Below are 13700 nucleotides of genomic sequence, written 5' to 3' on the forward strand. Positions count from 1 at the left end.
CTCCTCAGGTTGCACACCAGTCGGATTGACGAGAGGTTTTGCAGACCTTCCCTAGACACCCTCAAGACCCACAAAAAGGGCTTGATGCAGCAGCTTTTCCCCCGCGAAGGCGAAACCGTGCCACGACTGCGGTTTCCGGAGTTTCGGGAGGCGGGGGAGTGGTGCGAGAAACCGCTTTCCAAAGTGTGCAACGTGCTCCAGGGCTACGGATTTCCTGAAGTTCTACAGGGCAAGAGCGAAGGAAAATATCCATTTTGCAAGGTGAGCGATATTTCGAGAGCTGTTGCCGAAAAAGGTGGTGTTCTGGACGAAGCGACTAACTACGTTGGCGACGACGAGCTGTTGAAGCTGAAAGCAAAGCTAGTCCCGAAAGGTGCAACGGTGTTTGCCAAGATTGGCGAGGCGCTTAGGCTAAATCGGCGTGCCTACGTTCAGAAAGCGTGCTTGATAGACAACAACGCCACAGGATTGAAAGCAATCGATGGCATTGCAGATGATTATTTCGTCTATTTGTTAAGTCAGCTTATCGACCTCAACAGGCATTGTGGTGGAGCTGTGCCATCTGTGAACAAGACCACCCTAGAGGAAATCGAAGTTGTTGTCCCCGGTCTTGATGAGCAAAAGCGAATCGCAGAAAACCTGTCGTCTCTCGACGACCTTATCACCACCCAAAGCCAGAAAATCGACGCCCTCAAGATCCACAAGAAGGGCCTGATGCAGCAGTTGTTCCCGACGCTGGATGAGGTGAGTGCATGACCTGGCAGGCCGCCTACCAGTCCGGGCAGGACTGCGTTTCCTGGCAGGGACACTGCGCGCAAGAAGGCGATGCATTCGACGCGTTCTTGCAAGGGCCGGTGGCCGCGCGCCTGCACGACGCGGCAGGCCATGATGCCCTGACCGAGCATCTGCGTGGGCTGAGTCTGACCGGCATGGGGCAGGATGCACTGGAAGAAGTGCTAGCGGCTGAGGTGCCGGAAACCCGTGATTGGGCCGCCGGTGAGGCGCTGGCCGAAGCCGTGCTGGAAGCGCAGCACGATGTGGTGTTGCCGTGGAATACCGAGCGCGACAAACGCAATCCCTTTGCCTCCCTGCCCGGCGCGGATATCGTGGGCTTTCAGCGCGATGGAGAATCCCACCGGCTGGCACTGGGGGAAGTCAAATGCTCGTCCGAAGTCCAGTCGCCGCCGCAGGTCATGAGCGGGCGCAGTGGCATGACGCACCAACTGGATACTCTCGCCAGCAACCTTGCCACCCTCTGCCAGTTGCTCAAGTGGCTGCTACCCCGGATCAAAGGTACTGAGCATGAAACGGCCTTCAACAACGCTTGCACGCGCTATTTCAACAGCGGGAAGCGTGATCTGGTGTTGTTTGGTGTACTGATTCGTGACCAAACCGTACGTGAAACCGATTTGCAGGCGCGTGGCCGCACCCTTGCAGGTCGCTTGCAAGCCCCCAGTTGCTGCCACCTGCTGGCGCTGTATCTGCCTTGGTCGATTGCCCAACTGCCTGAGCGTGTCTGGCAGGGAGGTGGCGCATGAGCCACTGGCTGCTCGATGCCATCGCGGACAAGCGTAGCCTGGTGCTGCGCGAGGCTGACCAGATGCAGTTCTATCGTGAAATGTCGCCGGAAGCGCCAGTCTTCGACGCACAAGCCATGCAGGATGTGGCCACCGCGCTGGAACTAGCAGTGTTGGATATGGAGCTTGATCGCTTTGCCGATGATCCAGCCTCCCTACAAGTGATGCGTCATGCGGCTGAAGATGCTTTCCGTCTGCTGCGCGTCCTGCCTTTGCCTTGTGAGCCGATGGAAGCTGCCACACAGCTTTTGCGGGCTTCAGCCCTGGCTGTGATCGGTGATCGTGGCGCGGATGCCGCCCGCTGGCTGCGGGCGCTGGAGGGCGATCAAACCGCGCCAGCCTTGCCGCTGGATTCTGCGGATTGGGGCGAGCGTTGCCGGGCGGTGCTGACCGACATCTGGCTGCGTTTGGTGCGCAAGAAAGGCTGGTCTGACCGCGATGCCGTGCTGGAGCGGGTGGCGGCATTGCGTGATGCCCAGCAAACATTCGAGCGCGACTATTTGGGCACCTTCGAGCCACTTACCGCCAAGCGTTCGGCGCTGGAGCTGATTGCCATCTATCACCTGGCCAAGGCGGCCGATGTACTGGCTCACTACATCACCGATGGTGTGGTGGAAGACAGCTACCAGATACAGCCTTTGCTGGACTCGCATTTCGACCGCGCTCTGGCTGCTTGCAATACGGGCCAGTTGCTGGATCTGGGGCCGCTGACTCGCCTGCTGGCACGCGCTGCCGCGCAGATGGTGGAAAACTCGCTGTGGACGGTAACCCGTGCCGTGAACTCGCGGGTCACCCGATTCGTGCGCGAACTGGTAGGCCGAGGGCGCGGCGACTGTGCACTGTTTGACGTGTTGCCGCCCCAGCGGCGCACCTTGGCAGAACGTGGACTGTTGGGTTCCAGTCGTCGTGCGGTGGTGGTCAGCTTGCCGACATCCAGTGGCAAGACGCTGATCGCCCAGTTCCGCATGTTGCAGGCGCTGAACCAGTTTGACGACCAGAAAGGCTGGGTGGCCTATCTCGCGCCCAGCCGGGCACTGGTGAATCAGGTCACACGACAGTTGCGGCGTGACTTCCATCCCCTGGGGGTCATCGTTGAACGGGTCAGCCCTGCGATGGAAGTCAATGGCATCGAAGCCGGGCTGCTGGCGGACTTGCAGGACGACACCCAGTTCCGTGTTCTGGTGGCGACACCGGAAAAATTCGACCTGATGCTGCGCCAGGGCTGGGAGGAAAAAATCGGTCGCCCCCTGACGCTGGTGGTAGTGGATGAGGCCCATACGATTCAGGACAAGGAACGCGGGCTGCGGCTCGAGCTGCTGCTGGCCACCATCAACCGGGAGTGCCGCGAGGCGCAGTTTCTGTTGCTAACCCCCTTTATTGAAAACGCCCGAGAGGTTGCGCGCTGGTTAGGTGGTCAAAACTCGGACGACATCAGTCTGGGGGTGGATTGGCAGCCCAATGATAGAGCCATTGGCATTGTCAGTCCGCTGGATGCCGGAGCCTTAAATGGTCGAAGCCGGGATTACCGGCTGAGCTTCCAGACGGTACATACCTCGCGCCCAAGCATTTGTCTGGATGAGGACTTTTCTCTGGGTAAAGAAGAAGCGCTGGCTGCTTCTCTATCAAAAGCCAAGGATATTGGTACCTTGGCTGCGATGGTCGCACGCAAGCTGTCAGCGCGTGGCCCAGTGATTGCCATGCATAGCCGCCCGGATTATGTCTGGAAACTGGCTGAAAAGCTGAAAAGCAATCGCAGTGATGCATTGCCAGACGATGTGCGTTTTGTACAGGACTATGTGGCTGCCGAGCTGGGTGTAGCGTTTCCGCTGGTCAATCTGCTTGCTCATCGAGTCGGTGTACATCACGGCGGACTGCCTGAAGAGGTCCGCATGTTGATGGAATGGCTGTTCGAGCAAGGCCATCTGGATGCCTTGGCGGCCACCACCACGCTTGCGCAGGGGGTGAACTTTCCGGTCAGCGGTGTGGTGATGGCGGCAACCCAGTATCCCTTTGGTCAGGACATGCCACCTGAGGATTTCTGGAATATTGCCGGTCGTGCCGGGCGCGTTTCTCAAGGCCAACTCGGTGTGGTTGCTCTGGTCGCGAAGAATGAAAGTGAAGTAGCACAAAGGCGAGAATTTATTAATCGAAACACGGGCGACTTGAATTCTGCACTGATTCAGATTGCGCGTGCTGCGGCTGATGGGCTGGAAGACCTGGGGCTCATCGTTTACCACCATCCGGAATGGTCGAGCTTCTTGCAGTATCTGGCTCATACATATCGCCAGATGGGGCAGCCATCGAACTTTGCGGATCAGATCGAACAGGTACTGCGTGGCACCTTTGGTTTTGAGAAATTGCGCGTATCGGATAGCCAGATTGCCCGCCGCTTGCTGAATGGTATCCATCGCTATGTCGATTATCTCGCCAGCCCTTCCCAACCGCTAAAGCTGGTCGACAGTACCGGATTTTCACTGCAAAGCATCAGGACGGTGTTGACGCATAAAGGCGACCTGGGGCCGGATTCCTGGAATCGTGAGCGGCTGTTCCGTTCTGGTGACAACACCCTGCAGAACATGATGGGCGTGCTGCTGCGAGTACCCGAATTGCGCGACAACCTGAATTCGGTGCTGGGTGGCAGATCACCAGATGGTGACAAGCTGGCACGTATTCTGAAGGATTGGGTAAACGGGGCAGATATTGCCCATATCGCGGAGCAATATTTCAGCGAGGGTGGTGCAGATGCTGTCACTGCCTTGACCAAGTGCGGACAAAACCTGTTTGGCAAACTGACCCATACCACGTCCTGGGGCCTGAATGCCTTGCTGGCCATCACCACGGCAGAGCTGAATGATGAGGAGCGTAACCGGTTATCGAATCTGCCATCGCAGGTTTACTACGGTGTTGCCACGGATGAGGCGGTTTCTCTGCGTCTCTTGGGGGTTCCCCGTCGTGCTGCACCACGTTTGGCAGAAGCCTTGCGCTTAACCCGGGAGGACTCTCTGCCTGCCATTCGCCAGCGTCTGGAAAACTTGCCAGAGCAGATTTGGAGCGAGGCCTTGGGTCGTGAAGGCGCTATCTACCGCAAGGCTTGGATGATTCTGGATGGGGCTCAGTGATGAAACAGAATACGCCGCCATTTTTTCCTGATCTTCCCGCGCTGGCGGCTCATCTGCGCAGCGAACTGGAAAACAAAAAGGCCATCCTGCTCTATGCCTACAACGGCACGGGTAAAACGCGCCTGTCCATGGCCTTCAAGAACATCGGCAAGCAGGGCGAGGCCCGCGATACGCTGTATTTCAACGCTTTCACCGAAGATCTGTTCCATTGGAACAACGATCTGGAAGGTGATGAGGATAGGCGCTTGCTGCTCAATAAGGAGTCACGCTTTTTCCAGGGCCTATTCGAGCTGGAGATGGACAACCGTATCCGCCCGCTGCTGCGGCGTTACGCGGATTTCGATTTCCGCATCGACACTCAGGAGCCAGAGTGGGCCGTGCGCTTCTCGCGCTTGGTGGATGGACAGACCATTGACAATATCAAGGTATCGCGCGGTGAGGAAAATATCTTCATCTGGTGCTTCTTCCTCGCCGTAGTCGAATTGGCGATGGACCCGGAAATCGAGGCTTACCAGTGGGTGAAGTACCTTTATATCGACGATCCGATTTCGTCGCTGGACGAGCATAACGCCATCACCGTGGGCAACCACTTGGCACAAGTGTTGGGCAAGGCGGACAACCTATTAAAGGTAGTTATTTCGTCGCACCACCCGCTGTTCTTCAACGTGATGCACAACGAGCTGGATGCGCGCAAGTCAAAAAAAGTCTCTGCGCACTTTCTCTCGCGTTCCAAGGCAGATGGCTCGTACACCCTGGCCTACACCGGGGCGACGCCATTCTTCCACCATGTGGCTGTACTGACCGAGTTGTACAAGGCCGAGCAGTCAGGCGAGCTGTACACTTACCACTTCAACATGCTGCGCTCCGTGCTGGAGAAATCGGCGAGCTTTCATGGCTTCTCGAACTTCTCGGCCTGCATCCCGACCGACGATGCCGACGACCCTGAAGGCGTGCTGCATGCGCGACTCATCAACATCCTGAGCCACGGTAACTATTCCTTGTTTGAGCCCCAGCCGATGCTGGAAGAGAACAAGGCCTATTTCAAGACGATTTTGGATGGCTTCCTCAAGCGCTATCCCTTCAATCCCGATTTGTTCCCTCATGCTTCTGAGGCGGCAACAGCAGGTACACCATGACCGAATCCGAAAAGCAAAAACTGGGCAAGACCCTCTGGGCTATCGCCGATCAACTGCGTGGCGCGATGAATGCGGACGATTTCCGCGATTACATGCTGGCTTTTCTCTTCCTTCGCTATCTGTCGGATAACTATGAGGCGGCAGCTCAGAAGGAGCTCGGGCGGGACTACCCACAGCAGATTGATGGCCCGGTCTCTACCCCGTTGCAGCTCTGGTACGAATGCAACCTGGACGATGTGCCGGAATTCGAGAGGCAGATGCGCCGTAAGGTGCATTACGTGATTGAACCCCAGTATCTGTGGGGCAACATCGCCGAGATGGCCCGTACGCAGAACGCGGAGCTGCTCAGCACCTTGCAGGCCGGCTTCAAGTACATTGAGGAAGAATCTTTCGCCAGCACCTTCCGTGGCCTGTTCTCGGAGATCAATCTGGCTTCCGACAAACTGGGCAAAGCCTACCCCGAGCGCAATGCGCGCTTGTGCAAGATCATCGCCGAAATCGCCAAGGGACTAGGGCAGTTCTCCACCGACAGCGACACCCTGGGCGATGCCTATGAGTACCTGATCGGCCAGTTTGCGGCAGGCTCGGGCAAGAAAGCCGGCGAGTTCTACACGCCACAGCGTATTTCAGACATTCTTTCGGCCATCGTCACGCTGGATAGCCAGGAGCCCGCCACGGGCAAGCGCTCGCACCTGGATAGCGTGCTCGACTTTGCCTGTGGCTCAGGCTCCCTGCTGCTCAACGTGCGACACCGTATGGGGCCGCACGGTATCGGCAAGATTTACGGTCAAGAAAAGAACATCACCACTTACAACCTGGCGCGCATGAACATGCTGCTCCACGGGATGAAGGATTCGGAGTTCGACATCTTCCACGGCGACACCCTGCTCAACGAGTGGGACATGCTGCGCGAAACCAATCCGGGCAAAATGCCACGGTTCGACGCCGTTGTGGCCAACCCGCCGTTCAGCTACCGCTGGGAGCCTAGCGAGGCACTGGGCGAGGACACCCGCTTCAAGAACTATGGGCTGGCACCAAAGTCGGCAGCGGACTTCGCCTTCCTGTTGCACGGCTTCCACTTCCTGAAGCAAGACGGCGTGATGGCCATCATCCTGCCCCACGGTGTGCTGTTCCGTGGCGGAGCCGAAGCACGCATCCGCACCAAGCTGCTGAAGGACGGGCATATCGACACGGTGATTGGCCTGCCCGCTAACCTGTTCTTCTCCACAGGCATCCCTGTGTGCATCCTGGTACTGAAGAAGTGCAAAAAGCCGGACGACGTATTGTTCATCAACGCAAGCGGGCCGGAGCACTTCGAGAAGGGCAAGCGCCAAAACCAACTACTGAGAACAAACGAAATGCCTGATGGTGAAATCGGGCACATCGAAAAGATCATCAACACCTATCAGTTCCGTAAGGAAGAGCCGCGCTACTCGCGCCGGGTAAGCATGGAAGAAATCGAAAAGAACGATTTCAACCTCAACATCTCGCGCTACGTAAGCACAGCAGAAGCAGAGGAAGAAGTCGTCCTAGCGACCGTACACGCCAACCTTGTGTCTGCCGAGCAAAAGATCGCCGAAGCCAAGAAACATCACAACCAATATCTGGCTGAACTGGGATTGCCTTTGCTTCCCTGAGCTACCCAACAAATGGGGTAATCCAATAAAAATTACCCCATTTATTTCATTGCTTACCCCGTTCCCTGCGCCCAGCCTTCGGCAAAAGCAAATGGCAAGAGAATGGCACTCAAGGGGCAACGGCCCTATCCAGAAAAGGAAAAAGGCCGCCCCTGTCGATTCGCTCTGCAACACCCAGCCAAATCGCCCCTATGCCGTGACGCTGCCTTCCGCCGCACTCAGATAGTCCGCCCAGTCCTGCAACAGCGTCCTTCTCTGATCCAGCAGCAGCGCCTTGTTGTACGTCGCACGCACCTTGTTGCTTTCCACGTGGGCAAGCTGCCGCTCGATTGCATCAGGCCGGTATCCGTTCTCGTTGGCCCAGGTCGAAAAGGTCGTCCGCCAGCAATGCGGCGTTGTGCCCCTGCCCAGGTTCATGTCGCGCATGGCGTAGGTCAACCGGTTGGGCGTAGTAAAGCCCTTGCCGCTCCGGTGTGGGAACAGATAGCGGCCACCGCCCGTGATGCACTGCAAATCCTTCAGCACGACAATGGCCTGCACCGACAACGGACTGACATGATCGCGCCGCGCTTTCATCTTCGCCGCAGGCCGACGCCACAGTGCATCCTCAAAGTCGAACTCGTCCCACTCGGCATCCGCCGCTTCTCCTGGACGGCAGGCGGTCAGAGCAATCAACCGCAGGCACAGCGAAGTCTCCGGATAGCCCCGGTAGCCACGCAACTCCTGATAGAACTTCTGGATTTGCTCTCGCGTCATCGCCGCCTTGCTCTCGCTGAACGGCACGCGCAGCAGCCCGCGCAGACTGGGGATCGGATTGGCCTCGACCAAACCACGCACCACCGCGAACTCGAAGATGGCCGAAAGATCGCCTTTGACGTGGATGGCCGCCCACGCGCCGTGGGCCTTGCACTCCTCCAGCAGCGGTCGGATCTGCTTCACGCCGATGTCGCTCATCGGCAACCCATCGAACTTGGGTGACAGGTACTTCCTGATGCGTGACTCTTTCGTGCGGTAGGAACTGAGCGCAAAGACTGGCTTGATCTCGGCCAGGTACGCCTGCGCCACCTTGGCAAACGAGCTTTCACGAGCGCGCTTGCGCTCCTCCAGCGCTTCGAGGTTGCGCTGCTTGACCTGCTGCCGCTCATGGGCAGGATGAATGCCTTGCTTGACCAAGGCACGCGCTTTCTCGCGGGCGGCACGTGCCTCCGCAAGGCTTACTTGAGGAAAGCCGCCAATGGCAAAGAGGTTCTCCTTGCCTTGCAGGCGGTACTTCCACCGCCAGAGCTTGCCGCCGGTGGGCTTGACCAGCAGGAACAGGCCCCCGCCGTCTGAAAGTTTCCAATCTCGATCAGTCGATTTGGCCGACCTGACCTTGAGGTCGGTGAGTAGATTTTCGGGCATCGTTGGACTCCACTGCGGGGAGATGTACCCCCACGGTTGAACACGAGTACCCCCAACGCTACCCCCGAATTTTCTAGACCTCGATGAACAATAGGAACGCTCAATAGACCGTATTGTTTCTGCAACCCATTGATTTAAAACGGGTCAATCCGTCCACCAAGCGCTACTGAGCGCCACCGAGATCCAGCAAAAATCGTCAGACGTTAAACAAGAAATTCATCACATCCCCATCCTTGACGATGTATTCCTTGCCTTCGGCGCGCATCTTGCCTGCGTCCTTGGCGCCCTGCTCGCCCTTGTACTGGATGAAGTCGTCGAAGGCGATGGTCTGGGCGCGGATGAAGCCGCGCTCGAAGTCGCCGTGGATCACGCCGGCCGCCTGCGGCGCGGTGTCGCCCACGTGGATGGTCCAGGCGCGCACTTCCTTCACGCCGGCGGTGAAGTAGGTCTGCAGGCCCAGCAGCTTGAAGCCGGCGCGGATCAGGCGGTTCAGGCCCGGCTCCTCCAGGCCCATCTCATCCAGGAACATGTCGCGGTCCTCGTCGCTCATCTCGGCCATCTCGGCCTCGATCTTGGCGCAGATGGCCACCACGGGCGCGCCCTGGGCGGCCGCGTATTCCTTGAGCTTGTCGAGCAGCGGGTTGTTCTCGAAGCCGTCCTCGGCCACGTTGCCGACGAACATCGCCGGCTTGGCGGTGATCAGGCAGAACTGCTTGAGCAGCGGCGCGTCTTCCTTGCTGTGCGGTACGGTGCGCGCGGGCTTGCCCTGGTCGAGCGCGGCCTGGATGGGCGTGAGCAGCGCCACCAGCTTGGCCGCTTCCTTGTCGTTGCCCGACTTGGCGGCCTTGCTGTAGCGGTTCAGCGCCTTCTCCACCGTGGCCAGGTCGGCCAGGCACAGCTCGGTCTGGATGACCTCGATGTCGGCGATCGGGTCGACCCGGCCGGCGACGTGGATCACGTTCGGGTCTTCGAAGCAGCGCACCACGTTGACGATGGCGTCGGTCTCGCGGATGTGCGCCAGGAACTGGTTGCCCAGGCCTTCGCCCTTGGAGGCGCCGGCCACCAGGCCGGCAATGTCCACGAATTCGACAATGGCCGGCACAATGCGTTCGGGCGTGATGATGCCGGCCAGCTGGTCCAGGCGCGGATCGGGCACTTCCACCACGCCGGTGTTCGGCTCGATGGTGCAGAAGGGGTAGTTCTCGGCCGCAATGCCGGCCTTGGTCAGCGCGTTGAAGAGGGTGGACTTGCCCACGTTGGGCAAGCCGACGATGCCGCATTTCAGGCTCATGGCAGGGCTTTCTGTGTTTTCTCGGTCAAACCCGGCATTTTACCGCCCACGCGCATAGCACAGCGATGCCATGCCAATCCCCTTTCGCTAGCACTTATTGTTGTCAATTTCATGACAATGAGTTCCGCTGGCGACGGTTTATCTCAGAATTTTGTAGTTTTAAACTTCGTACATCGTTGAACAAAAGCACGGACATCGGCGCTATCGCTCAACGACGCGGCCCGTCAGATCGGCCCGCCGCCACTGTTGAAAGGAATTTGAAAATGTTGAACGCCCGTATTTTTGCTGTTGCCGCTTCCCTGGTTTTTGGCGCTGCCGCCGCCCAGGCTTCGTCGATCTTCGAAGGCGAGGCCTCGCAGGCTCCCGCCGTGGCCACCACCAGCACGCTCAGCCGCGCCGAAGTGCAGGCCCAGACCGTGCAGGCCATGCGCAACGGCACCATGGCCATGGTGGGTGACAGCGTGAATGCCCGTGAAGCCCAGGGCGCCTCGACGCTGAGCCGCGAAGCCGTGCGCCAGCAAGCCGCTCAGTTCGCGCAGTCGGGCCATAGCTTCGAAGGCGAAAGCTACGGCGAATAAGCGCCACGAAGGCCCCACGATGCAGGCCCGGTGCCTGCAAGCCGCAAAAAGCCGCTGAGCGATCAGCGGCTTTTTCTCTTTTTTGCGGGGCCGCCTTCAGTCGAACTGCAGCATGCCGCCGACCGCATTGCCCACGGCCAGCAGCGCCGCCTCGCCGGGCTGCAGCGCGATGGCGTTCATGCCGAAGGTGATGGCGCCGCCAAGCCGCGCGTCCTGGCGGTAGCCGCGCAGGGTGTCGCTGACGCCGGGGCGGCTTTGCGCCGTCTGCGGATCGATGTCGGGGATGGGGCAGCGCGCGCAGGGCTTGACCAGGGCGAGCCGCAACCAGGCGTCTTCGGCATCGAGGCGGATGGCGCATTCCTCCACCCGGTCTTCGTCGTGCGCCTGCCAGCCGCCGATCAACAGATTGGGGCGAAAGCGCTCCGGTCCCACGGGCGCGTGGCCGGCCTGCGCCAGCCGTTCGTTCAGCTCCTGCACCGCGGCCTCGCTGATGACCAGCAGCGGGTAGCCGTCGGCAAACTGCGTGGGCGCCTCCATGCCGCGCGTCCATTTCATGCTGGCCAGGCGGCGCTGTCCGGGGGCGAAGCGCACGAGGGTGCAGTCCCGGCCCAGGAAGTCGCTGAACCACTGGTTCACCTCCGCCGGCGCCGCGATGCCCTGCACGCGGTCGTCCCAGACCTGGACGGGGCGCTCGCCGCCTGCGAAGTCCATCTCCACGCCGAGCGGCGGCATGCCGGGGGCGGTGACCTCCATCGTGCCGTCGCCCGGCAGGCGCGGCTGGATCAGCGCCATGCGCGGCAGGCTGCGCTGGGTCAGGAATTCGCCCTGCCCGTCCACCAGCATGAAGCGGCGGTCGTGCTCCAGCCCGGTGGGCAGCAGCCGGGCCTCGGCCAGCGCGATGCCCGCGCAGGATTTGATGGGATAGGTCCACATGCGGGCGATATGCCCGGCTATATCAAATGCATCCATGTCAGTCTCGGTCCCGCGAATGGGGCGCCCCTACAATAGCCAGCCTATGGCTCCCCACTTTGACGTATGTATTCGCGGCGCAGGCATTGTAGGCCGCGCCCTGGCGCTGCTGCTGGCCCGGGAGCGGCTGCGCGTGGCCCTGGTCGACGCGCCCGCCGGCCCTGCCGCGCTCTGTGGCCACTCCGATGTGCGCGCCTACGCGCTCAACCAGGCCTCGCGCCAGCTGCTGCAGGCGGTGCGCAGCTGGCCCGAGCCGGACTGTGCCACGCCGGTGCTGCGCATGCAGGTGCAGGGCGACATGGGCGGCCAGGTGCATTTCGATGCCGCGCAGCAGGGCGTGGAGGCGCTGAACTGGATCGTCGACGTGCCCGCGCTCGAGGCGCAGCTGGCCGCCGCCGTGCGCTACCAGCCCATGGTCGAGGTGCTGGCCGAGCCCGTGGCCGCCGAGCTGACCGTGGTGTGCGAGGGCAAGCACAGCCGCACCCGCGAGGAGTTCGGCATCGATTTCTCGACCGCCCCCTACCACCAGACGGCGATCGCCACGCGCCTCGCCGCCGAGCTGCCGCATGGGCAGGTGGCGCGGCAATGGTTCTCCACCGCCGGCGACATCCTGGCCTTTTTGCCGCTGGACGGGCCCGCAGGCCATACGGTGGCGGTGGTCTGGTCGGTGCCCGCGGCGCAGGCCCCGGCCCTGCTGCAGATGGACGACGCCGCCTTTGCCCAGGCGCTGCAGTCGGCCAGCCACGGCAGCCTGGGCGCGCTGGCGAGCTGCGCGCCGCGCGCCAGCTGGCCGCTGCAGCAGGCGCTGGCCGCCCGCTGGTGCGGCAGCATGCCGCCGGGCGCGGGCCCGGCCACGGGCAGCTGGGTGCTGGCTGGCGATTCGGCCCATACGGTGCACCCGCTCGCGGGCCAGGGCCTGAACCTGGGCCTGGCCGACGTGGCCGCGCTGGCCCGGCTGCTGTGCGACAGCCAGGGCCGCTGGCGCCGGCTGGGCGATTTGCGGGTGCTGCGCCGCTACGAGCGCGAGCGCAAGGCCGGCCTGCTGCCGATGGGGCTGGTGATGGACGGGCTGCAGCAGCTGTTCGCGCGCCCCGAGCCGGCGCTGTCCAGCCTGCGCAACTGGGGCATGAACGGCTTCGAGCGCAGCGGCCTGCTCAAGGCCTGGGTTACCCGCCAGGCGATGGGAGTGAACTTTTGAGCGCCCCCCTGCACCAACCGCGCAGGCCTACTGTCTACACCACCCATACATCTATGCAAGCAAAGATCACCGTGCGACTTCTTCCCACCCTGCTGGGCGGCGCTGCGCTGCTGCTGGGCCTGCCGGCCCACGCCCAGGCGCAGGAGGCCGCGATCCGCAAGGCGCTGTCCGAGCGCATCCCCCAGCTGCAGAACATCGACGAGGTATCGGCCACCCCCATGGCGGGCCTGTACGAGGTGCGCGTGGGCACCGACGTGTTCTACAGCGACGCCAAGGGCAACTACCTGATCCAGGGCGAGCTGATCGACACCCAGGCGCACCGCAACCTGACCGAGGACCGGCTCAACAAGCTCACTGCGGTGGACTTCAACAGCCTGCCGCTCAAGGATGCGATCAAGGTGGTGCGCGGCGACGGCTCGCGCAAGATCGCGGTGTTCGAAGACCCCAACTGCGGCTACTGCAAGCGCTTCGAAAAAGAGCTGCAGGGCGTGAACAACGTCACCGTCTACACCTTCCTCTACCCCATCCTCAGCCCCGACTCGGTGGAGAAATCGCGCAACATCTGGTGCGCCAAGGACCCCGGCAAGGAATGGACCGAGCACATGACCAAGGGCAAGGACGCCCCCGCCGCCAGCGCCTCGTGCGACGTGTCCGCGGTGCAGCGCAACATGGAGTTCGGGCGCAAGTACAAGATCACCGGCACGCCCACGATCTTCTTTGCCAACGGCACCCGCGTGCCGGGCGCCATCACCGGGGTCGAGCTGGAAAAACGCATCAAGGCCGCAGGCAGCTGA

General features: G+C 61.1%; 11 protein-coding genes. 8 read left to right on the top strand and 3 right to left on the bottom strand.

The features are described 5' to 3' along the window. Positions 1–9 precede the first annotated feature (9 nt). From ACODRX_RS20080 to ACODRX_RS20100, 5 genes are read left to right on the top strand one after another with little or no spacing between them, the layout of a single operon-like run. Positions 10–756: a restriction endonuclease subunit S gene (locus tag ACODRX_RS20080; RefSeq protein ID WP_488873355.1), complete on the top strand. Its 747-nt coding sequence runs from the start codon at positions 10–12 to the stop codon at positions 754–756. Beyond that, positions 753–1538, top strand: a complete 786-nt coding sequence (locus tag ACODRX_RS20085; protein ID WP_488873308.1) for a hypothetical protein — start codon at positions 753–755, stop codon at positions 1536–1538. The genes ACODRX_RS20080 and ACODRX_RS20085 overlap by 4 nt, the downstream gene beginning before the upstream one ends. After that, positions 1535–4696: a DEAD/DEAH box helicase gene (locus tag ACODRX_RS20090; protein ID WP_488873309.1), complete on the top strand. Its 3162-nt coding sequence runs from the start codon at positions 1535–1537 to the stop codon at positions 4694–4696. The genes ACODRX_RS20085 and ACODRX_RS20090 overlap by 4 nt, the downstream gene beginning before the upstream one ends. Next, a complete protein-coding gene (locus ACODRX_RS20095; protein ID WP_488873310.1) occupies positions 4696–5832 on the top strand; it encodes an AAA family ATPase in 1137 nt (378 codons plus the stop codon). Before ACODRX_RS20090 ends, ACODRX_RS20095 begins: the two co-directional genes overlap by 1 nt. After that, on the top strand, positions 5829–7469 hold the full coding sequence (locus tag ACODRX_RS20100; protein WP_488873311.1) for a type I restriction-modification system subunit M: 1641 nt from the start codon (positions 5829–5831) through the stop codon (positions 7467–7469). The genes ACODRX_RS20095 and ACODRX_RS20100 overlap by 4 nt, the downstream gene beginning before the upstream one ends. Positions 7470–7658: 189 nt before the next feature. Here ACODRX_RS20100 and ACODRX_RS20105 read toward each other — a convergent pair whose 3' ends face one another. Beyond that, complete coding sequence (locus tag ACODRX_RS20105; protein WP_488873312.1) at positions 7659–8870, bottom strand: tyrosine-type recombinase/integrase; 1212 nt, start codon at positions 8868–8870, stop codon at positions 7659–7661. A 196-nt stretch (positions 8871–9066) separates the two neighbouring features. Further along, on the bottom strand, positions 9067–10161 hold the full coding sequence (gene ychF / locus ACODRX_RS20110; protein WP_488873313.1) for a redox-regulated ATPase YchF: 1095 nt from the start codon (positions 10159–10161) through the stop codon (positions 9067–9069). Positions 10162–10424: 263 nt separating this feature from the next. On the opposite strand from ychF, the gene ACODRX_RS20115 reads away from it, so the two are divergent. Beyond that, positions 10425–10739: a DUF4148 domain-containing protein gene (locus tag ACODRX_RS20115; RefSeq protein WP_488873314.1), complete on the top strand. Its 315-nt coding sequence runs from the start codon at positions 10425–10427 to the stop codon at positions 10737–10739. 96 nt (positions 10740–10835) lie between these two features. Here the strand turns inward: ACODRX_RS20115 and ACODRX_RS20120 are convergent, their stop codons facing one another. Next, on the bottom strand, positions 10836–11708 hold the full coding sequence (locus ACODRX_RS20120) for an MOSC domain-containing protein (protein WP_488873315.1): 873 nt from the start codon (positions 11706–11708) through the stop codon (positions 10836–10838). A 46-nt stretch (positions 11709–11754) separates the two neighbouring features. Between ACODRX_RS20120 and ACODRX_RS20125 the strand changes: the two genes are divergently transcribed. Both ACODRX_RS20125 and ACODRX_RS20130 read left to right on the top strand, forming a co-directional pair. Beyond that, positions 11755–12906 (top strand): FAD-dependent monooxygenase, encoded by a 1152-nt coding sequence (locus ACODRX_RS20125; protein ID WP_488873316.1) that lies wholly within the window; start codon positions 11755–11757, stop codon positions 12904–12906. A gap of 71 nt (positions 12907–12977) precedes the next feature. After that, a complete protein-coding gene (locus tag ACODRX_RS20130) occupies positions 12978–13700 on the top strand; it encodes a DsbC family protein (RefSeq protein ID WP_488873317.1) in 723 nt (240 codons plus the stop codon).

The sequence above is a fragment of the Comamonas sp. FG99 genome (assembly GCF_057808605.1).

What these genes read in the sequence shown, in the direction of transcription:
- ACODRX_RS20085 (WP_488873308.1), top strand. Translation starts at nt 753, where the DNA reads ATGACCTGGCAGGCCGCCTACCAGTCCGGGCAGGACTGCGTTTCCTGG.
- ACODRX_RS20090 (WP_488873309.1), top strand. Translation starts at nt 1,535, where the DNA reads ATGAGCCACTGGCTGCTCGATGCCATCGCGGACAAGCGTAGCCTGGTG.
- ACODRX_RS20095 (WP_488873310.1), top strand. Translation starts at nt 4,696, where the DNA reads ATGAAACAGAATACGCCGCCATTTTTTCCTGATCTTCCCGCGCTGGCG.
- ACODRX_RS20100 (WP_488873311.1), top strand. Translation starts at nt 5,829, where the DNA reads ATGACCGAATCCGAAAAGCAAAAACTGGGCAAGACCCTCTGGGCTATC.
- ACODRX_RS20105 (WP_488873312.1), bottom strand. Translation starts at nt 8,870, where the DNA reads ATGCCCGAAAATCTACTCACCGACCTCAAGGTCAGGTCGGCCAAATCG.
- ychF (WP_488873313.1), bottom strand. Translation starts at nt 10,161, where the DNA reads ATGAGCCTGAAATGCGGCATCGTCGGCTTGCCCAACGTGGGCAAGTCC.
- ACODRX_RS20115 (WP_488873314.1), top strand. Translation starts at nt 10,425, where the DNA reads ATGTTGAACGCCCGTATTTTTGCTGTTGCCGCTTCCCTGGTTTTTGGC.
- ACODRX_RS20120 (WP_488873315.1), bottom strand. Translation starts at nt 11,708, where the DNA reads ATGGATGCATTTGATATAGCCGGGCATATCGCCCGCATGTGGACCTAT.
- ACODRX_RS20125 (WP_488873316.1), top strand. Translation starts at nt 11,755, where the DNA reads ATGGCTCCCCACTTTGACGTATGTATTCGCGGCGCAGGCATTGTAGGC.